A 21423-nucleotide genomic window follows, 5' to 3' on the forward strand; every position below is an offset into this window, starting at 1 on the left:
CTGTCGCGCACGCTTACATCCCCGTACTAAAGTAACTCTTGCTTTCAGCTTCTTTTCTGTGTAAGAGCCGACAGAATTGCTAATTTTTAGTAGTAAGGTGGATAAGTGCTATCAGCGGTAGGTCTACAAAGGGCGCGATCGAGCCTGCAGACGCAGTGAAGTTAAAAGCTTTTTGCTTCCCCGGCATCGAACCGCCCAAAACGAGTCGCAAGTTAAACAGTTTTTTATTCAGAACTCAAAACTTAAAACTCTCTCACTGTAATCAGCCAGATGGATCGGCTGTAGCTGTCCGGCCGCAACCACCTTTATGCCCCATGCTCGATCGTAATTTATGTCTTCAAATTCTCCCTCTTCTTGGCACACCGTAGCAATTGACAAAACTCTCCAGCAGCTAAGCAGCAACAAAGACGCTGGCTTGAGCAGCCAACAGGTGTCAGAACGCTTGCAGCAATACGGCCCCAACGAACTAGAAGAAACAGGAGGCCGCAGTCCGTGGTCGATTTTTGTCGATCAGTTCACCAACATCATGTTGTTGATGCTGATGGGTGTGGCCGTGATTTCGGCTTTTTTGGACATCAGGTCGAATACTTTTCCCAAAGATGCGATCGCCATTTTTTCGATCGTCATACTCAACGGCATTCTCGGCTTTTTCCAAGAGCAAAGTGCTGAAAAAGCCCTCGCAGCCCTCAAAAACCTCGCTTCCCCCCTAGTCAGAGTCCTGCGGGACGGCAAAACTTCGGACATAGCAGCCAAGGAACTCGTACCCGGAGACGTGATGCTGTTAGAGGCTGGGGTAAAAATAGCAGCAGACGGACGCTTGATCGAATCTTCCAACTTGCAAGTCAGAGAATCAGCTTTGACCGGAGAAGCTTTAGCAGTTACCAAGCAAGCAGAGCTAGAACTTCCAGAAGATGCTTCCTTGGGCGATCGGCTCAACCTGATTTTTCAGGGCACAGAAGTTGTTCAGGGACGAGCAAAGGCGATTGTCACCAACACCGCAATGCAAACTGAACTGGGCAAAATTGCCACCATGCTTCAGTCAGTAGAAAACGAACCGACTCCCCTGCAACAGCGGATGGATCAGTTGGGAAATGTTCTAGTCTCCGGTGCCCTAACCTTAGTCGCACTTGTCGTCATCGGCGGCATGATTACCTTCCAAAACGGCAGCCTCGGGTTCGATACCAGCAGGTGGGAAGAGTTGTTAGAAGTTTCTCTAAGCATGGCTGTGGCTGTGGTTCCCGAAGGACTCGCAGCAGTCGTGACAGTCACTCTAGCACTCGGAACTAGGCGGATGGTGAAGCGAAACGCCCTGATTCGCAAACTGCCGGCCGTAGAAACTTTGGGTTCGGTAACAACCATTTGTTCTGACAAAACAGGTACCCTGACTCAAAATAAAATGGTAGTTCAGCTAGTCTCTACGGGCGACTGCACAGTCGCCGTCGCAGGCGAAGGCTATGCCCCGATCGGAGATTTTACCGATCGGCATACATCGACCCAAATTAATAATTTAGAGGAATATCCAGAACTCGAATCTTTATTAATTGCCTGTGCAGTTTGCAACGACGCAGTGTTGCAACAAGAACAGCAAGAATGGCAGATTTTAGGCGACCCCACAGAAGGAGCTCTGCTGTGTGTAGCGGGAAAAGCAGGCATTTATAAGGAAAAACAGTCTCAATTGCTGCCGCGGACGGCGGAATTTCCTTTTTCTTCCGAACGCAAGCGCATGAGCGTGATTTGCCAAGTGCCGGGCCGATCGGGACATTCGGGATTTCCAGCAGTCCAAGGACAGCAGCCGAATTATTTGATGCTGACCAAAGGTTCTCCAGAGTTGACTTTGGAGCGCTGCAAAGGCATTATAGTCGGCGATCGAGTACAAGCTTTAACCCAGGAAATGCGCGATCGCATCCTCGCCGAAAACAACAACATGGCAAGCGGCGGTTTGCGAGTCCTCGGGTTTGCGTACAAACTCTGGGAAAACCTGCCGCCCGAAGGTTCTGAGGAAACCAGCGAACAAGACATGATTTGGCTGGGACTCGTCAGTATGCTGGACGCCCCGCGCCCGGAAGTGCGGGAAGCAGTGAGGAAGTGCCGCGATGCAGGCATTCGGGTGGTGATGATTACAGGAGACCACCAATTGACAGCAAAGGCGATCGCCTACGATTTAGGTATTGCAACAGAGGGCGATCGAGTTCTCACCGGTCAAGAATTAGAAAAGCTCAGCCAAGAAGAACTCAAACAGCAAGTCGAACAGGTTAGCGTTTACGCCCGCGTCTCCCCAGAACACAAATTGCGGATTGTCCAAGCTTTGCAAAGTTGGGGCAAATTTGTCGCAATGACCGGCGACGGCGTTAACGACGCCCCCGCCTTGAAACAAGCCGATATCGGCATCGCAATGGGGATTACCGGCACCGATGTCAGTAAAGAAGCTAGCGATATGGTGCTCCTCGACGACAACTTCGCAACTATTGTCGCCGCCGCTGAAGAAGGGCGAGTGGTTTATAGCAATATTCGCCGCTTTATTAAGTACATTTTGGGCAGCAACATCGGCGAAGTTTTGACAATTGCGGCCGCACCTTTAATGGGTTTGGGAGGAGTGCCGCTGACGCCGCTGCAAATTTTGTGGATGAACTTAGTAACAGACGGCGTTCCCGCTTTGGCCTTGGCCGTGGAACCGGCGGAACCGAACGTGATGAAAAGGCCTCCTTTCAGTCCGCGAGAAAGTATTTTTGCGCGGGGTTTGGGTTCTTACATGATTCGGATCGGGATTATTTTTGCAATTTTGACGATCGCGATGATGTCCTGGGCTTACGGATATACCACCAACCCTAACCATGTTGGAGATCCCGAGGCTTGGAAAACAATGGTGTTTACAACTCTTTGTTTGGCACAAATGGGTCACGCGATCGCAATTCGGTCTAACACTCAGCTAACTCTCGAGTTAAATCCCTTGACTAATGTTTTTGTTTGGGGAGCTGTGATTGTGACTACTATTCTGCAATTGATGCTGATTTATGTTCCGCCGCTGAGAGATTTTTTTGGCACTCATTATTTAACGCCTTTGGAATTGATGGTTTGCTTCGGTTTCAGCGCCCTAATGTTTGTCTGGATTGAAATGGAAAAACTGTTCTTGCGGTTTTACAAATCTAGAAAATAGTATTAACGGCTGACGAATAATGAGCGATGTTTCATTATTAGCTAGATCCCTCGCATTTGGCACTATTCTATCTTCACACCCGCCAGGGGTTTCCACCCCTGGCTTACAGCCAAAGTCATCGATATGAAGACTAAAGAGATTGTGTCACAATTAAATATTTATTACTTCGTTATAATGTGATTGCGAGCGCAACGCTCGGCGAAAATCGCAATCGTAAAGGATCTAGGTTGCCAACCTGTAAGGTGCGCCCGGTCGTTCACCCGCTCGATGACTGTATTACTAATTACCAATTACCAATTAGCAATTACTAATATTATGTATTTGAAAACGCTGCACCTACGGCAGTTTCGGAACTACTTCGATCAAAAGGTAGCCTTTGACGCTCCCAAAACCATTTTAGTAGGAAATAACGCTCAAGGAAAATCTAACTTGTTAGAAGCGGTAGAGTTGCTTTCCACATTAAAAAGTCATAGGGTAGGGCGCGATCGCGATTTAATACTCGACTCAAAGCCGATCGGGCAAATTGATGCTACACTCGAACGCCAAACCGGACCGATCGACTTAGCTTTAACTCTTCGCTCTGGGGGGCGTCGGACACTGAAGCTCAACGGTGAACCGCTGCGCCGCCATTTAGACTTTTTGAGCGTCTTAAATGTAGTGCAATTTTCTTGTTTGGATTTGGACTTAGTGCGCGGCGGACCCGAAGGAAGGCGGAATTGGATCGATCGCCTAGTCATCCAGTTAGAACCGATTTACGCTCACATTTTGCAGCAGTACAACCAAATTTTGCGCCAGCGAAACGCTTTGTTGAAACGTTCTAGAGAAATCAGGAAAGCGGAATTTTCCGAAAGTTTTGACAAAATGCAATTTATCGGATCTGAAACTCCCGAAGACCAAAATATTGCAGAATTCCCAATGCCCAATGCCCAAGGCCCAATGCCCCATTCCCAATTCCCCATTCCCAGTTCAGAATTAGCTTTGTGGGACGCGCAGTTGGCGACAGCGGGCGCTCGCGTCATCCGCAGGCGCGATCGAATTTTGGAGCGATTGATGCCTTTAGCTCGAAATTGGCACCATTCAATTAGCGGTTCTGCTGAAGTTTTAGATGTGAAATACGAGGCTAATATTGAAGTAGGCGCGGAATTAATCGCTAAAGACAATCTCGAAGGAGTGCGGCAAGCATTTTTAGAGAAAATTCAAAAAAGGGCGATCGCAGAACAGTTTCAAGGAACAACTTTAGTCGGCCCCCACCGCGACGATATTACATTTACAATTAACAGTACCCCAGCTCGTCAATACGCCTCCCAAGGCCAGCAGCGAACTCTGGTATTAGCATTAAAATTAGCCGAATTGCAGCTTATTGAAGAAGTCGTCGGCGAAGCGCCTTTACTGTTGCTCGACGACGTACTTGCAGAACTCGATCTGAGCCGCCAAAATCAACTTTTAGAAACAATTCAAGAACGATTTCAAACTCTGATTACTACGACTCATTTAGGCGCTTTTGACACTCAGTGGCTGCGACAAACCCAAATTCTCTCCGTCGTTGCTGGACAAATCAATCGATTTTAGATTTTAGATTTTAGATTTTAGATTGACAAATTTTCTGTTTCATGGTAATGGTTCAAAAATTTTGAAAAATTGGCATTATTAGCTCCATTCGAGATAGGATAAAGGTTAATTTTCATTGCAGCTTTCGCTTCCATTTTTGTAAACCTTATGAAGCATTACATTTCCCGTCTGTTAGCCCTGGTATTAGTTGTTGTCATCGGCATAGCGGGCTGTACCAATGTTCCGGCCACTCTGAGTGGAGATTATGGCAAAGACACATTAGCATTAGTGAGCAGCTTGAGAACAGCGCTCACTTTGCCAGAGGGCGCGCCGGAAAAAGCAGCCGCTCAAGCCGCTGCTCGCACAAGTATCAACGATTTTTTTGCTGCATACCGCCGCGATCCGGCTCTTACCAAGCTGGCATCTTTCACGACAATGCGCACGGCATTAAACTCTTTGGCAGGACATTACAGTTCTTATCCAAACCGTCCCGTTCCTGAAAAGTTGAAAAAGCGTCTTGAGGCAGAATTTCAGCAGGTAGAAGCTGCTCTCAACAGAGGATCTTAATCTCAAAAATTAGGATAAAGGATAAATTTTAATAATTCATCTTTCATCCTTGATATTTGAGTGTTAACAATTTTTAGCTGAAACCAAAAGAAGCCTCTCGCCTCGCCCGTTGCGGAGGCGATGAGATGAATTTTTGGGCGATGACGAATTGACCCACAACCGATTCAATCCGTAGGATTGACTTCCCCGGTGGGTCGATGAGGAATCGCCATTTTTAACACTCATAGCGAATCTATAAAATCTTCGATTACATGAGTCATGGTTTTATCGTTTTGAGACGAGTATAAGCGTAGTTTGTTTAATCTACGCTCGGAACTCCTCAAATTTAATGCTTTGTTTTTCATCAATGCCTACACAACGTCTTTGCATTGATGTTATACTATTTGTAGGTCGAAAACAAAGGATACCAATGAGAACTTCATACCAGTACAAAATTAAACCAACTAAAGAGCAAGTAGAAAAAATCGCTCAAACGCTCGAAATGCTGCGTTGTCAATATAATTATCTACTTGCTCAAAGGTTTGATTGGCATGAGCAAAATCGTTGTCCTCTAGATAGATGTCTCTTAATTTGCCAGATACCAGAGTTAAAAGAGCAGCCTAACTATTACAGTCAAAAGGCATCTCTCACCCAACTTAAAGTAGATAGACCTTGGTATAAAGAGATTTACTCTCAAGTATTGCAGGAAGTCCCTAAGAAAGTCGAGATAACTTTTGAACGATGGTTAAAAGGTGATAGTAATGGAAAGAAATCTGGTAGGCCCAGATTTAAAGGCGTGGTGCAATACAAAACATTTACGTACCCTCAATTCAAGAGACATCATTTTGCTAACAACAAAATCACACTGTCAAAAATTGGGGAAGTTAAGGTAATTGTTCACCGTCCAATACCTGTAGGGTTTGATATCAAGACCGTATCAGTCACCAAAAAAGCAGATGGTTATTATGTAACCCTAAGTCTTGATGACCAAACGGTTCCCACAATCAAACCGGATTTTAACTCTGACAATATTGTTGGTATTGATGTAGGCTTAATCGATTTCTATGTTGCTTCGGATGGTTCGAGAATTAACGCGCCCAAACATCTACGTAAAGCTGAACGCAAATTAAAATCAGCGCAACGTCGTGTTGCTCGGAGAAAAAAAGGTTCTAACCGTCGCAAGAAAGCTATTAAAAAACTAGCTATCCAACACAAAAAAGTTGCGGATACTCGTAAAGACTTCCACTTTAAGACAGCTAGAACGCTGCTCGATAAGTACGATATCATAGCTGTGGAAAAGATGAATATCAAAGGACTCGTTAAAACTCAACTGGCTAAAAGTATTAATGATGCTGGGTGGGGACAGTTTATCATCATACTTTCAAACAAAGCCGAAAATGCTGGCTTGAAAGTAATAACTGTAAATCCGAATGGCACAAGCCAAGAATGTTCTCACTGCGGTCACAAAGTTAAAAAGCGGCTATCCCAAAGAATGCACAATTGCCCGGTATGCCATACAAGTTTGTGCAGGGATTTGAACGCGGCTATAAACATAAAGGCGCGTGGGACGCACGCCCTCAAAGCTCAATTAATGTCCTCATAGAGGAGTCGTTGAGAAGCCCACACTCACTCGAAGGGGAGTGTTTGGAGTACGTCACTAGAAATATCAACTGCTTTTAGCGCCCACTGTAGCTAGGCGCTTTTTTCAGCAGCATTTAGTGAAAAAATACTGAAAAATTGGACTGGATATGAGATCGAATCCGGGCTTTTTACCCCCTTTATTTTTGAGTCCGCGAAGGCGCGTGGCTGCGCGCCAACGCTTAGGCGAAGCAAAGTTTCCATAGCATAGCAGCGGTTTCAAGATCCGAGTCTTATCTTGGCGGCCCTTATTCGATCTAAATAGCCGCCAGACAAAATTTGCATTGTGCGATCGACTTGTGGCATAACTAGGTCAAGCGAAAAAAGTATAAAATTGGTAGCTGCTTGTTGAGCGCGATCGGCTTGCATGCGGATCGTCACCCAATTTAAACCAGAAAACCCCATTCAACTCTCCCATGAAAATTGCACCAACTCGCATCGCGAATTTTCAACACCAGCGACGCTTTTTAAGTGCGGTAACTGCTGTTCTAACCAGTAGCTTCATCAGCCAGCTTGTGTGGCCGTTTATCGAAACTCAACCAGCTTTTGCCGAAACATCAGCCTATTGCCAATTATCCAAAGAACAGGTAAATCAAAAAGAAGACTTGCGCCGCGCCGCCCTGTCAGGAAAACGGGAATCTCAGCAAGCATATTTTGCTGTTTTGAGCAAACACGCGCGGGAAATAGCAGAATGCCGCCAAAAAACTTGGCCCGGAACCCAAGCAGTTTGGCTGCGTTTGTATCCCTGCGATGTCAGACCCGGAGAAATCGATCGGGTATTAGACAAAGTTGTGAATAAAGGCTACAACCAAGTCTATATAGAAACATTTTATGACGGTCAAGTGCTGCTACCAGTCGCAGACAATCCTACGCCTTGGCCTTCTGTTGTGAGAAATCGCGGCTACGAGAAATACGACTTGTTAGAAAAGGCGATCGCCAAAGGCAAACAGCGAGGTTTAAAAGTATACGCTTGGTTATTTACCATGAACTTTGGCTATACCTATTCTCAGCGCTCAGACAGACAGGAAACCCTCGCTATCAACGGTAACAATCAGACAACTTTAACAGTTGTTCAAAACCCAGGAATTAACGATGACTTGGGAGAAGTTCCGGGCAATCAAGCCTTTATCGACCCCTACAGTCCGCAAGCGAGGCAAGACTATAGTTTGTTAGTGAATCAAATAGTCAAGCGCAAGCCACAAGGAATGTTATTCGACTACATTCGCTATCTACGGGGCGTCGGACCTGCTTCAGTTGCTACCAAAGTTCAAGACTTGTGGATTTACGGCCCAGCATCGCAGCAAGTTCTGTTGCAGCGGGCTAACAATCAGCAAGGGCGAGATTTAATTCAGCGATATTTGACTAAAGGATTTATCAATCCTAATGACGTTCAAGCAGTAGTCAAACAGTATCCAACTGAGAAAGAACCTCTTTGGCAGGGGCGAACTCCGCGACCGATACCGATAGCAACTCCAGCTTCTAGAAGGGACAATGCCGTATCAAGATCGGCCTCAACAACTCCCGCCACTAACAATCCCAACGCTGCACGTCCAACACCAAAACCGACACCGCCACTTCCCGATACAGGCATTCTGCAAAAAGACCTATGGAAACTGAGCGTTGCTCACGCAGTCCAAGGGATTTTAGATTTTTTGGGAATAGCAATTCAGCCAGCTCAAAGGATGGGAATTCCTGTAGGAGCGGTGTTTTTTCCCAATGCAAATCAAACGATAAATCAAGGGGGGTTTGATTCGAGATTGCAACCTTGGGACAAGTTTCCGGCTGCTATGGAATTCCACGCCATGTCTTACGGAAATTGCGGGGATGTAAGCTGCATTGTGCCACAGGTGCAGCGGACAGTGAGTTTAGCGCCTGCGGGAGCAAAAATTATTCCTGTCATTGCTGGAGATTGGGGAAAACCTCTGAAAAATCGGCCGTCATTGGAGATTCAAATGCGGGCAATTCGCTCTGCGACGCCGCAAATTAATGCGGTGAGCCATTTTGCTTTTGGGTGGCAAGAACCCGAGGATGAAAGGGCACGGCAAACTTGCCGATTGTAAGGAGATTATTTGTAGAGATGCGGTTCCTGGCGTCTCTACAAGAGAGAATTTGTGCGATAATATTTAAGAATGTTTTTATCTGCTACGATGTCATCCAAGTTTTAATAGGACAATACCGAATCGGAATAAATGTTAGTACAAAGGAGTATTTCCTATGGTAGCTCAGCCTGAACCCTACAACCAAGTATCTAACGAAGATACGACGCTTGATGAACTAAATTTGATGCAAGAGGAAGAAGATAACGATGCTGAACCTTATCAAACAGACAAATTGATATACGATCCTGATGAAATTAATATTTTCACCAGAGAACCAACCATCGAGCAACTTCTAAGAAGAATCAATGAGGAAGCTCTTGACTTAGCACCCGACTTTCAGCGCCATGCAAACATCTGGAAAGATGACGCTAAAAGTAGACTGATTGAGTCGCTCCTGATTCGGATTCCATTACCAGCTTTTTATATAGATGCAACTGATGAAGATAAATGGTTAGTTGTGGATGGATTGCAACGGCTATCTGCTCTCAAGCAATTTATGAGCGATAAAACACTTAGGTTATGCGGACTAGAATACTTAATCAATTTAGAAGGTAAAACTTATGATGAAATTGAACGCAGATACCAGCGTCGAATAGAGGAAACTCAGGTTACAGTTTATTTGATTGAAAAAGGTACACCTCCTGAAGTTAAATATAACATTTTTAAACGGATTAATACAGGGGGATTGCCAATGACTCCCCAAGAGCTCCGCCATGCTCTCAACCCCGGTAAGGCAACAAAGTTTCTAGCTCAACTTGCTACATCTAATGAATTCCAGCAAGTTACTAAGCTGAGTAAGTTGCGTAAAATGCGGATGGACGATCGGGAATTTATACTCGGTTTTTTAGCCTTTACGCTTACATCTTATAAAAATTCTCAATCTGAAAAGAGAAATCTATTTTTAAGTAAAGCATTATCTAAGGTTAATAATATGTCTGAACAGGAATTACAAGTAATAGAAAATAATTTCACAAAAGCTATGATTGCAGCCTGGCAAATTTTTGGAAAAAATGCCTTTCGTAAAATCTCCCAACACCAAACAAAAATGTTTCCAATAAATAAAGCATTGTTTGAAGTTTGGTCTGTTAATCTCAGTTTACTTAGCGACGAGCAACTTAATATATTGAAGCAGCACAAGGAGAAATTGATTGAAAAATTTAGAAATTATGTAGATGAAGATGGAGAGTTTCGGACTTCTATCTCTCAGGCAGCGGAAAAAATTGAGTACAGATTTAGGATAATTGAACAAATAATTCAGGAGGTTCTGGCATGATTACTTCGCTGCAGTTGCTCAATTTTAAACCTTTTGCAAATCAGTTATTGGAATTTAAAAATCTCACGTTATTTTCTGGCTTAAACAGCACTGGTAAATCTTCTGTTATGCAATCGCTCCTGTTGCTGCGCCAATCTTACCAACAGGGTTTACTGCCAGAAAAAGGGTTGGCGCTGAATGGCGATTTCGTGAATGTGGGTACTGCTAGAGACGCACTTTTTGAGGGAGCAAAAGAGGACTTAATTGGTTTTGACATTGTTTGGGAAAACAACAGCGAAGGGCTATGGCGTTTCAAATATGACCGAGAGGTAGATGTGTTGAAAATTGTCTCGGAACAAGTTACGTCGGAAGTGTATAAATCGAATCTTTTTGGCAATAATTTTCATTACCTTCAGGCAGAACGGATCGGACCGCGGCCATTTAATGAAATGTCAGATTACCAAGTACGACAGCTCGGTCAATTGGGTATCAAAGGTGAATATGCGGCTCATTTTCTCGCTATTAATGGACGGAAAGTTATTCCCAATAGCAGTCTCAGTCATCCAGAGGAAAAATTAAATACTCAAATAAAAAAAGAGCAATCTACTGCAAAATCAATGGATTTAATCGACCAAGTTGAGGCGTGGATGGGAGAAATTAGTCCGGGTACGCGCCTCAAAATTGATGCCAAATCAGATGTCGATTTGATGAGTTTTCAATATTCCTATGGAGATAGCAATCCTTACCGTGCAACTAATGTGGGATTTGGAATTAGCTACATTTTACCGATTATTGTAGCGGCACTTGCATCAACACCTGGTACAATCATTTTAATTGAAAATCCTGAAGCGCATCTCCATCCGAAAGGACAAGTTAAAATGGGTCAATTATTAGCTTTGGCGGCTAGCGGTGGCGTTCAAGTTGTTATAGAAACTCACAGCGATCATGTTTTAAATGGGATTCGCCTAGCGGTTCACGGGGGCAAAATTGACCCGAAGGATGTTCAGTTGCATTACTTCCAGCGTCAAAATAAAGAAGGACAAGCTGTGACTGAGGTAATATCGCCAAAAATCGATCGCAACGGACGAATTGATCGATGGCCAGATGGTTTTTTTGATGAGTGGGACAACAGCTTGGAGGTTTTGTTGCAACCTGCGGTGAAAGGAGAATAAGCGATGGATTTGGAGATGGTGTTTAATGAACTGTCTGCACGAACTCTTGCTCCTGATATTTCCATAGCACGACAATGGATGGCAGAATTGATTAGGACGATGGTTGCAGCTAAAGGCTGTGGATTGAAGGCAATGCGTACTAAAGAAGATTTTTTTGCTATCATACTGGCAGAAAACTATCCTCTTTCTTGTTGGCTTATCGATCCTGAAGTTAATAAAGACGATCGGACTTTTCTGAGAACGCTTGCAACTAAGACTCCTTTATCCGTTGATATTACTGATGTAAAGATAAAAACTATTCAAGATTCAGATTGCGAGTTGGGTAGTTTGCAAGGGACTCAAGCAGAAGGCTTTAAAGTTGCGTACTACCTTGAAACATTGGCAATTAGTTTTAATTCAGAATCGCTGTGGAATAGCAGTCGCATCAAGTTAGAACTAATACAAATTGATGATAACGAGGAGGTGATACAAGAAAGTGTAGAGGTTCTTCATGCTAGTCAGGAAAATCACGTTCTCGAACACGCTAATTGGATTCAGAAGCGTCTCCAACCCGATCGGCTTAACGGGATGGAACTCTGGAATCGTAGAGATGAGTTGTTCCCTAGTCTGCAATTTTGTAAGGCTGGCAATAGGCAGTTGCGAAGACTTCGTACAGGAGAAAGAAAGCTCGAACTTGTTTTAGCAGTATTGTCTGTTCTTGATAAGTGCGCTAAGAATTGGCAGGCGGGGCATTTTAGTCTAGAGGGTTATCCCTTTGAGGAGTCGGGAGAAAGTCTATCTACCCTTAACCAATATTCGAGAGAGCGAACTTTTCTTTGTCCTGACGGTGAGGAACGTCTGTTTGAACGACACGTCAAACTGAAAGAATGCAATTGGCGAATTCACTTCTTCCCAGAAGTAAAGACAACAAAGGAAGTAAAGACAATAACGGTGATTATCGGTTATGTTGGCCTCCACCTTCCTACTGATAAGTATCCTACCTGATATCAAAAGGTCTGTATAATTTTAGATGAAAGTCTCGCTCGCCATTTGATCGACCTTTTGCCAAAAAAATCACCAAACTTTCAAGCTGACAGAACAATCAGGCATAATGAGATTGTTCAAAATAAGTCCTCTACCTGATGCGTCGCAAAGTCAATAAAAAATCGGTAACTAAAACCGTTATACTTATCGGATTGAGCCTCACAATTTCCCTGTTGTGGTCAAACAGAAAAACCGCCAATTCAAATCCGTTAATACCGATCGCACCCGTTGAAAATCCGTCGCCAAACCTCCTGAAGCCCGCCAAACTAAAAACACCCCCTTCTCCCCCCACAACTCCCTCTCCCAAACCTCTGGAACAACCTTTAGTCTTCGCACCGCCCGCGCAATTTCGCAGCCAAATTGTTTATAAAGCCAGTATTAACAACTCAAAAGTTATCGCCCTGACATTTGACGATGGCCCAACGCCTGAAACTTTAAAAATATTAGAAGTTTTGCACAAACATCAAGTTGTGGGCACATTTTTCTGCTTGGGTGCAAATTTGCGGCAGTATCCAGAAATTGCGAAAAGAGTTGTGCAAGCGGGAAATGCGATCGGCAATCATACTTGGCATCACTATTCTCACAATATTACCGAAAAAACAGCATCCGATGAAATAGATAATACTGCGGTTCATATTTATCGATCGACTGGGGCAAAAAGTTTCTTGTTTCGCCCTCCCGGGGGCCGCTTAAATAACGGTTTGGCAAATTACGCTAAAAAGAAAAATTATGTAGTGGTGATGTGGTCGATCGACCCTAAAGACTTTTTGCAACCTCCGGCTGCTGCGATCGCCCGTAGCGTGCTATCCCAAGCTTCAACGGGGGCGATCGTATTGTTGCACGACGGCGGCGGAAATCGCCAGCAAACAGTCGAGGCGCTATCTGCAATTATTCCCAAACTCCAACAGCAGGGATATCGTTTTGTAACCGTACCGCAATTGCTGCAAATGCAAGCTGAACAAAAACAGCGAATTGCCGATCGCAAATCCCAATAAACAGACATCTGGGCCAAATGAACTTACTCAAAATTTCATCTGCGTTCATTTGCGTTCATCTGCGGTTAAAAATCCAAATCATGCTAAACTTATTAATAACCATAAAACCCTTTATAAATCATCATGCAAAAACTACAAGCAAGAGAGATAAACCTCCGCTATCTAATCGATAACTTCGGCTTGCAGCGAGTTCGCAATAGCGAATTTTTCCGAGAATGGCAAGAAAACTTACCCGAAGTAACAGACTCAGAAAAACAATTGCTCAATCGCGTCCAAGACATATACTTCAACTTTGTAGACAACCCGCCTGTATTGGAAAATGCAGTCAAGCTAACAATTATCAGCCCCATTTTGTTTATTGCCGGTCTGTATGAGTCTCCTTTTCAAGTCAAAGCCGAAAAGTCGATCGCCATTCAAGAGGAAGACGAAGGCAGAATCATCGAAGGCAGAATAGATATCTTAATTATGAAAGCAAACTTGTGGGTGACAGTAATTGAATCCAAACAACTTTCGTTTTCAACTGACGAAGCACTCGCACAACTCCTGACATATATGCTGGCCGATCCCAACCCAGAAACTCCTACTTTTGGGATGATTTCCACAGGTGCTAACTTCTCTTTTGTCAAGTTAGTCAGAGGGGAAACTCCCCAGTATGCCCGCTCTGCTGAATTTGTTATTTCCAATCCCGGCAATGAATTGTACCGCGTTTTGCAGATTTTAAAACGCCTGAGTCAACTGCCAGACTAGCAATAAAAGCCATCTTGAGTTATCTTTCAAAGCAGACAATATCTAATATCTCAAATTTCAAACTGGTGCGAGCATGGTAAATTACTGGATAGTCGGCGCTGTGGCAATAGCTTCTGTCTGCTGGGCAGAAATAATACGAGACTTTTATCACGTCGTGTCCCATTATTGGGCACCCCTGCAAAAGCTGCACACTTGGCATCACCGCGTTTTCCGCCCGAATTTGACAGCCGTCAGCGAGACAATTTACAAGCAAGCACACTGGCGTCACGACGTACCCGAAGCTGCGGCGATGATGGTTTTGGGCTTGTTGCTGTGGGTTGTAGCTTATTTTGGGCTACCGGAATATCACTGGGGCGCAGCAGCCGGTTGTATTTATACTTTAGGCTTTTTGTTGAGCGCGATCGCCCGCGCGATCGGCATCAAAGGCGCAGACGAATTAACCGACATCACCCACCAACCGGGAGACTTCCTTACTCCCCCCGGCAAGTGGTTAGTTAATAAACCTTATCACTGGCGGCACCACTTCGACAATCAAAATGCTTACTATTGCGGTACTTTCACCTTAATAGACAAACTTATGGGTACAGCACTTTCTCTCAAAGGCAAAACTGTAGCCGTCACCGGTGCATCGGGAACTTTAGGACGTTTGCTTCTCAAACACCTGCACAAAGCTGGTGCAAAAACGATCGCCCTCTCCTCGGGAAATGAGGAAATTACTTTGAATATAGACGGCGAAAATTTACCTGTAAAAACCGTAACTTGGCAAGCTGGCCAAGAGGCAGACTTAGCCCTATTGTTAGAAAAAATCGATATTCTCGTCATCAATCACGGGATTAACGTACAGCGAGAAAGAACAGGAGAGGCGATCGCCAACTCATACGAAATTAACACTTTTTCGGCGTGGCGGCTGATGGAACTCTTTTTCTTAACAGTCCGCACTAACGAAAACATCGCTTGCAAAGAAGTCTGGATCAACACTTCAGAAGCAGAAGTAATTCCCGCTGTCAGTCCCCTGTACGAACTCAGCAAGCGCGCCCTGGGAGATTTAGTCACCCTGCGGCGGCTGGACGCGCCCTGCATCGTTCGCAAACTGATTTTAGGGCCGTTTAAAAGCAATTTAAACCCGATCGGCATCATGTCTCCCGACTGGGTAGCGCAGCAAGTTGTCAAACAAGCTAAAGCCGATGTCCGCAATATCATCGTCACAATTAATCCTTTGACTTTTATAGTTTTTCCAGTCAAAGAGTTTTTTGTTTCTCTCTACTTCCAACTTTTCAGCCGAAAAGCGATTTCAGAGATAAAGCAAGCTGCAGCATCTGAAAAATCTAGCGCGGAAGCAAAGATTAATTGACCAACTAAAACCGGGTTTCGGCAGGGGCGGCGGCTGTGACTGTCCGCCCTCCTGCTAACTTCCACAAAACAAAAGCCTTTGTCACATCGTCACGAGTAAGCTAAGCTGACGCCCCCATTCCCATAGCCGCAAATCCACTCTTCTGACTTATTGGGTCAAAATCGTTGACGGGGAGTGGAATCGAGACCTGTTCCGGGTCCCATTCCCAACAGGTTTATGCTTACTGATACAAATTATTAAGTATTTTTATTAACTACTGTCTCTCCTGAGTTACTTCTATCCGCAATAGCACTGTAGGCGCCAGTTGCGGGTGCTGAATGTAGTTTTCAACTATGCTCTTTGGTTAGTTGATAGGTTTAAGACTAATAAGTGTAATTTGATAGTGGTGGAATTGGGCGATCGCGATCGTAAATAGAACAAGCAGCACACCGCTCTCGATCGGCAAAAATAAACTTTTGTAAAGGTTTGAGAAAATCCCGGAACTTATTGGACAGATATATATAATAAGTAATATCACCTGTTAGAGAAAGAGTTTCGATAACAAGTATGAATTGATAAACTCTTTTCACAGATTCACAGAGGCAGGCAAAAGTTTGGCGATCGGGCTCTTCAGGATTGGTCTTGCGAGAGAATCTACCTTTTAAGAAGGAAAAACTAAAATGCCAAGAAGATCGCTTGAAATCTTTGGCGATGGTCGCGTGTACGAAATAAAAGACGACCTCGCCGTTAAAGTCACCGAGACAAATGGGCAAGTAAAAGCATTAATCGAGGCTTTAAAGTTCAGCGTGGCTAAAACATACAACATTCATCCTCCAGACGAACAACCGCCTGATGTGGCAGAACGCAGAGGTTCAAAGCATATCAATGGAGAAGGCTTTAAGCTTCTCACTACGTTTGAAGGATGTGAGCTAACTGCTTATGATGACGGCAGTGGAGTGTGGACAATGGGTTACGGACACACTGGCCACGATGTTTACCCAGGACTGACGATTAGCCAAACACAGGCAGAAGAATTGCTGAAAATAGATTTAGAAAAATTTGAATCCTTTGTTGAGGATGCCGTTGAAGCTCAGCTCAATGACAGTCAGTTTTCTGCACTGGTTTGTTTCTGCTTCAACGTGGGGTCAGGAGGTTTTGGAGATTCAACTCTTCTGAGGCTTTTGAACGAGGGAAATTATCAAGGAGCAGCTAATCAGTTTCCTGTGTGGAATAAGGTAAACGGTCAACCCTGGATAGGGCTGACACGCCGACGATTGGCTGAACGAGCACTGTTTTTGGGAAAACCCTGGCAGTCATTCTTAACCTATGAAGGAACAGGCGAAGAAGTAACAGGGGAAACAATCGCAGAAGCACCTGGCACCTTGAAACTCACCGATCCTCTCATGCAAGGTGAGGATGTTCGTCAAGTGCAAGAAGCTTTGAAAACAGCAGGAATTAATCTCGAACCTGATGGAGTCTTTGGTAATGATACTGAGAAGGCAGTGCGGGAGTTTCAGCAGCAGAAAGGGCTAATGGCGGATGGTGTTGTAGGTGCCCAAACGCGAAAAGAATTGGGACTATAACATCGATTGTGTAACCAAATTCAAACAGATAGGAGAAAACCATGAGTGACTCAAGGGATATTCTTTTTAATCAACCTGTAATTGTCGAAGCTTGTGAAGAATTTGTCCAACGGGATATGTTGGGAGTTAGAGGGAGTTTCGCCGGATTGGTCCAAGATGCACCCATGTTTTCGACGGCGGTGGTCAATGGCTTATCCCAGCAGTTGATATATCAACTGCAACTGATGATGCCAGATGCCTTTGTCAGTTTTGATGACTTCAATGTAGAGTTGCAGGATGCAGCCTTTCCCTATGTACAACCCTCAGCAAAACAGGCACTTCAGAGAGCGATTCAAGATCGAGGTCAAACTATGCAGGTGAACTCTGCCTACCGCACGATCGCTCAGCAAATGTTGCTGTATAACGATCGCTTCAACAATCCTTATCCTGTAGCTCCACCGGGAGCCAGCAACCACCAAACTGGGTTAGCGATCGACATTGACGATCCAACAGGCTGGGAAGTTTATTTAATGCGGTATGGCTGGAATCCATTACCAGGGGATCCACCTCACTTCGACTACCAAGGCGACGGGACGATCGATCTTCGCAGTCAATCAATACTTGCATTTCAGCAGCTTTGGAATCAGAATTATCCCGATCGAAGGATTACCGAAGATGGCGGCTTTGGCCCTCAAACTGAGGATGCGCTTAATCGCTCTCCTGCTCCAGGGTTTCCTAAAGCGCCGTGGGATGAAAAACCCAGAACGTTGCGCTTGGCGATGCCCAGAATGGAAGGCTCGGATGTACTCAAGCTTCAGGAAGGGTTGAAAAAAGCTGGCATTGTAGTTGGGACTGATGGTGAATTTGGACCAGCAACAGACAAAGCCGTCAAAGAACTTCAGCAGCAGAAAGGTTTGAAGCCAGACGGAATTGTCGGAACCCGCACTGGCCAACAACTGGCTTGAGCTGTTCGCAAGGTAGTTAATAAAACCTTAAACGGAAAGATAGGTTGCTGAATTGGCAGAGTCTTCTGGAGAGCTTGAACTTGTTGAGCCTTAACTCTGCTGATACATCAACTCTCTGAGTTAAACAGATACTGCTGGACTGATGAGGTAAAAATGAGCGAGCAACCTGAGCAAATACCGAATATTTACGCCTTATTAATTGGCATTGATTACTACTTACCCAATCGGTTGTACAAGAGTCTTAAAGGAGCGGTGCGTGACATTAATCTTGTAGCGGACTACCTTCTGAAAACGCTGAACATTCCCTCTGAAAAGATATTCAAGCTGACTTCTCCCAATCCTGAAGTCGCTGAAACAATCGAAACCAAAGACCCGGAACCAACTTATGAAAATATTGTGGCAAAGTTTCAGGCCATTACAGAAATAGCTCAGCCGGGAGAGCAGGTTTACATTCACTATTCTGGACATGGAGGACGGACGACAACCATCTATCCAGAATTGAAGGGGAATGACCAACTCGATGAGGGAATTGTGCCAATAGATGTGGGCAACGAATCTGGGCGCTACCTGCGAGATGTGGAATTGGCGACACTGTTGAAGCGGATGACGGACAAAGGGTTGATTGTCACCCTTGTCTTGGATAGCTGCCACTCTGGAGAAGCCACTAGAGGCGACGATGTTGCAATTCGAGGCCCCGGAGAAACCGACACAGCACCGCGAGACTCCGAAAGCTTGGTTGCCCAGCGACAAGAGCTAATCGAAAACTGGCAGGCTCTGACTGATGGAATTCCTGCAAGTATTACCCCCGGGCAGTGGCTTCCTCAACCTAGAGATTATGTATTGCTAGCTGCCTGTCGTCCTAGCGAGTCTGCCTACGAGTATGCGGTGAGTGGTAAGGAGCGACATGGGGCGCTGACGTACTGGATGATCGATACGTTAACCAGTAGCCCTTCAGGATTGACGTACAAAACATTGCACGATCGCGTCAGTGCGAAAATTCAAAGCAAGTTCCCTCAGATGCCAATGCTCGTGGGCCAGAGCGATCGCTTTGTCTTCGGAGTTGAGCGCGGATCTTTACAATATGCCGTCAACGTGCTTGAGGTAATTGAGGAAGAGGTAACAGAGGCAGACTCAGAACCGAAGAAAGTCGTCAAGCAAGTTCGGCTGAATACGGGGATGGCAAACGGTCTTAGTCCAGGTTATCGCTTCGCCATTTATCCATTTGGCATTACAGATTTTATCCAGAAAAACAAGCAATTGGCGATCGTTGAGATTGCCAGCGTTGGTGCTTCTGATGCCTGGGCAGATGTAATTGAAGTGCTAGGTCCGGGCAACATTGAGCAAGGCGCTCAAGCCGTGATGCTATCAGCCCCTGTCGAGCTGGTACGGGGAGTACGTCTTTTCAAAAAAGAGGTTGGTGAGAAAGACAATCAACTGCCTCAAGCTATTAAGGATCGGGAGGATGATGCACTCTCAGCAGTCGAGGAAGCATTGGCAGGAAATGGTTGGTTGAAACTGGCGGATGCACAACAAAAAGAAGATTATTTAGTTGCGGTTAATCAAAAAGGGGAGTATGAAATTTGTATTGGTACACCGATTGAAAACCTCACACCTGCACTAAATATTGATGACCCTGATGCTCCGCAAAAAGTAGTGAAACGATTGATACACTTAGTAAAATATCAAGCAATTCAACAGTTGAGCAATCAATTTTCTGATTTGACCAATAAACTAGAGGTGGAATTACTTACACAACCAAATTGGCGACTGGAAATGCCTAAAAAACCGCAGCCATTTTCCGAGCCTACTAATCTAGTTGTTAAATCTGGTGAGTACGCATTCTTGCGAATAAAAAATACTTCCTCTCAAGTTTTGAATATTGCTGTACTGGATCTCGAACCCAACTGGGCGGTTTCCCGCATTCAACTTCAAAGACCAGAGGCAGTTTTTTATCCCTTCAATCCTAATCAAGAGATGCTGCTTCCACTCAACTTGACACTACCAGAAAGATACCTAAATGGAGGAGAAACTATCAAAGTTTTTGCCACCATCAAGCAGAATGATTTTCGTTGGCTGGAGTTACCCTCCCTTGATGAAGAAATTGGCAAAAAGGCAGAGAAACTCGCTCGTGGCGATAATCCACTTGGACAACTTCTGGCTGCAGTTGGTGCGGATGTGGATCGACCTCCAGAACTCACCCGTGCGGCAGTACCCATTTTCGATCCAAGTCAGGAATGGACAACAAAGGACATAAAAATCACACTAACGCGATAGGTGTTTTGTAAATGGGGCTATTCATTAAATTAAAACAGATTACGGCTTCTTTGCATTAATTCTATGTTGATTTCGGGAATAGCTCTAGAATTTTCAATTGCCAGAGAACGCATTAGCAATTAACCTTTCTATAAAATGTCCCAGCAGCAACCTACTAGCCGAGGTGCAGAACCCATAATTTCCGACTTAGAGCTATACTCAGAATATCGCAACTGCGATCGCTGGGCAATTATTGTTGGTATCTCGCGATATCAGTATCAGGGCTGGAATTTGAAATATGCCGATCGGGATGCAGAGGAGCTTTACAACCTGCTCCTCACTCCTAGTGGAGGCAACTTTAAGAAAGAATTCATCTGTAAGTTAATCAATGAGGAAGCAACAACTGCCAACATTACACGAGCACAAAGTTCGTAAATTGGATTAACAAATCTTCTTTAGGAGGAAATTAATTCATCCTACTTCTATTGTCAATTTTCAAAAAAAATCGGTCGAATTTAATGAAAATAGCAGTTTTCCTTCTCTGCAATTAGCTGCTGTAAAAGCTTTAGAAAAGCCTATTAATCAACGCGGTGAAAAACTCAGAATTAATTCTGCTTAGGATCGCGAATTAAATAACTTACAATTTTAATTGTTATTGTGGGATGGGCGTCCCGCCCGTCCAAAAAGGACGGGCGTCCCGCCCATCCCACAAACTTGTGGAAGTTATTTAATTCTCATTCCTTATCGCTCAATTTCTGTGCAACAAATATTGTATAATTTAGCTCAAGAACAGCCAGGTTTCAAGGTTGCTGCACAGCCTGGCAGGAGCAATCATCAGAATGGTTTAGCTATTGATATTGAAGAGCCTGAGAAATGGCAACCCTTTCTAGAATCAGAAGGATGGCAATCGTTAGGACCATCCGACCCAGTTCATTTTGACTTTGTTGGTTCCGGTACTGACGATATCAGTAGTCTCCCTATCCTCGCTTTTCAACAACTCTGGAATCTGAATCATCCAGAAGATAAGATTCCAGAAGATGGCCAATATACTCCTGAGACTGAGGAACGGCTAAATCAGTCTCCTAGAGAGGGTTTTCCTAAAGGTGGCAGGGCAGTCAACTAAATAAAAACTTACTGAT

17 protein-coding genes are annotated in these 21423 nt (G+C 44.6%); 16 read left to right on the forward strand and 1 reads right to left on the reverse strand.

Features of this window, described 5'->3' with window-relative positions:
* The first annotated feature begins 331 nt into the window (after nucleotides 1–331).
* The 11 genes from QUB61_RS11965 (at nucleotide 332) to QUB61_RS12015 (ending at nucleotide 15525) form a co-directional block, all read left to right on the forward strand.
* Complete coding sequence (locus tag QUB61_RS11965) at nucleotides 332–3154, forward strand: cation-transporting P-type ATPase (RefSeq protein WP_333123994.1); 2823 nt, start codon at nucleotides 332–334, stop codon at nucleotides 3152–3154.
* Between the two features lie 315 nt (nucleotides 3155–3469).
* A complete protein-coding gene (locus QUB61_RS11970) occupies nucleotides 3470–4723 on the forward strand; it encodes a DNA replication/repair protein RecF (protein ID WP_333124193.1) in 1254 nt (417 codons plus the stop codon).
* A gap of 147 nt (nucleotides 4724–4870) precedes the next feature.
* Entirely contained in the window at nucleotides 4871–5269 is a 399-nt protein-coding gene (gene psb27 / locus QUB61_RS11975) for a photosystem II protein Psb27 (RefSeq protein ID WP_333123991.1), read from the forward strand.
* A 409-nt stretch (nucleotides 5270–5678) separates the two neighbouring features.
* A complete protein-coding gene (locus QUB61_RS11980) occupies nucleotides 5679–6851 on the forward strand; it encodes a transposase (RefSeq protein ID WP_333189948.1) in 1173 nt (390 codons plus the stop codon).
* Nucleotides 6852–7302: 451 nt separating this feature from the next.
* Nucleotides 7303–8946 carry a family 10 glycosylhydrolase gene (locus tag QUB61_RS11985; protein WP_333123988.1) on the forward strand — a complete coding sequence of 548 codons (1644 nt, stop codon included), beginning with the start codon at nucleotides 7303–7305 and terminating at the stop codon, nucleotides 8944–8946.
* Nucleotides 8947–9100: 154 nt separating this feature from the next.
* Nucleotides 9101–10258: a DUF262 domain-containing protein gene (locus QUB61_RS11990; RefSeq protein ID WP_333123985.1), complete on the forward strand. Its 1158-nt coding sequence runs from the start codon at nucleotides 9101–9103 to the stop codon at nucleotides 10256–10258.
* Entirely contained in the window at nucleotides 10255–11409 is a 1155-nt protein-coding gene (locus tag QUB61_RS11995; RefSeq protein ID WP_333123983.1) for a DUF3696 domain-containing protein, read from the forward strand. The genes QUB61_RS11990 and QUB61_RS11995 overlap by 4 nt, the downstream gene beginning before the upstream one ends.
* A gap of 3 nt (nucleotides 11410–11412) precedes the next feature.
* Nucleotides 11413–12393, forward strand: a complete 981-nt coding sequence (locus QUB61_RS12000; protein WP_333123980.1) for a hypothetical protein — start codon at nucleotides 11413–11415, stop codon at nucleotides 12391–12393.
* 137 nt (nucleotides 12394–12530) lie between these two features.
* Nucleotides 12531–13427 carry a polysaccharide deacetylase family protein gene (locus QUB61_RS12005; protein WP_333123978.1) on the forward strand — a complete coding sequence of 299 codons (897 nt, stop codon included), beginning with the start codon at nucleotides 12531–12533 and terminating at the stop codon, nucleotides 13425–13427.
* 123 nt (nucleotides 13428–13550) lie between these two features.
* A complete protein-coding gene (locus QUB61_RS12010; protein ID WP_333123976.1) occupies nucleotides 13551–14174 on the forward strand; it encodes a restriction endonuclease subunit R in 624 nt (207 codons plus the stop codon).
* A gap of 73 nt (nucleotides 14175–14247) precedes the next feature.
* Complete coding sequence (locus tag QUB61_RS12015; protein ID WP_333123974.1) at nucleotides 14248–15525, forward strand: bifunctional sterol desaturase/short chain dehydrogenase; 1278 nt, start codon at nucleotides 14248–14250, stop codon at nucleotides 15523–15525.
* Nucleotides 15526–15887: 362 nt separating this feature from the next.
* Here QUB61_RS12015 and QUB61_RS12020 read toward each other — a convergent pair whose 3' ends face one another.
* The gene (locus QUB61_RS12020) at nucleotides 15888–16094 is read right to left on the reverse strand and encodes a hypothetical protein (protein WP_333123972.1); all 207 of its coding nucleotides are present in this window, start codon (nucleotides 16092–16094) and stop codon (nucleotides 15888–15890) included.
* Nucleotides 16095–16184: 90 nt separating this feature from the next.
* Between QUB61_RS12020 and QUB61_RS12025 the strand changes: the two genes are divergently transcribed.
* The 5 genes from QUB61_RS12025 (at nucleotide 16185) to QUB61_RS12045 (ending at nucleotide 21407) form a co-directional block, all read left to right on the forward strand.
* On the forward strand, nucleotides 16185–17087 hold the full coding sequence (locus tag QUB61_RS12025; RefSeq protein ID WP_333123970.1) for a glycoside hydrolase family protein: 903 nt from the start codon (nucleotides 16185–16187) through the stop codon (nucleotides 17085–17087).
* Between the two features lie 41 nt (nucleotides 17088–17128).
* Nucleotides 17129–18031 carry a peptidoglycan-binding protein gene (locus QUB61_RS12030; protein WP_333123967.1) on the forward strand — a complete coding sequence of 301 codons (903 nt, stop codon included), beginning with the start codon at nucleotides 17129–17131 and terminating at the stop codon, nucleotides 18029–18031.
* 153 nt (nucleotides 18032–18184) lie between these two features.
* Entirely contained in the window at nucleotides 18185–20305 is a 2121-nt protein-coding gene (locus QUB61_RS12035) for a caspase family protein (RefSeq protein WP_333123965.1), read from the forward strand.
* 135 nt (nucleotides 20306–20440) lie between these two features.
* A complete protein-coding gene (locus QUB61_RS12040) occupies nucleotides 20441–20719 on the forward strand; it encodes a hypothetical protein (protein ID WP_333123964.1) in 279 nt (92 codons plus the stop codon).
* A 220-nt stretch (nucleotides 20720–20939) separates the two neighbouring features.
* Complete coding sequence (locus QUB61_RS12045) at nucleotides 20940–21407, forward strand: M15 family metallopeptidase (RefSeq protein WP_333189951.1); 468 nt, start codon at nucleotides 20940–20942, stop codon at nucleotides 21405–21407.
* Nucleotides 21408–21423: the final 16 nt, after the last annotated feature.

It is taken from the genome of Microcoleus sp. C2D2, assembly GCF_036702495.1.
Lineage (GTDB): Bacteria > Cyanobacteriota > Cyanobacteriia > Cyanobacteriales > Microcoleaceae > Microcoleus.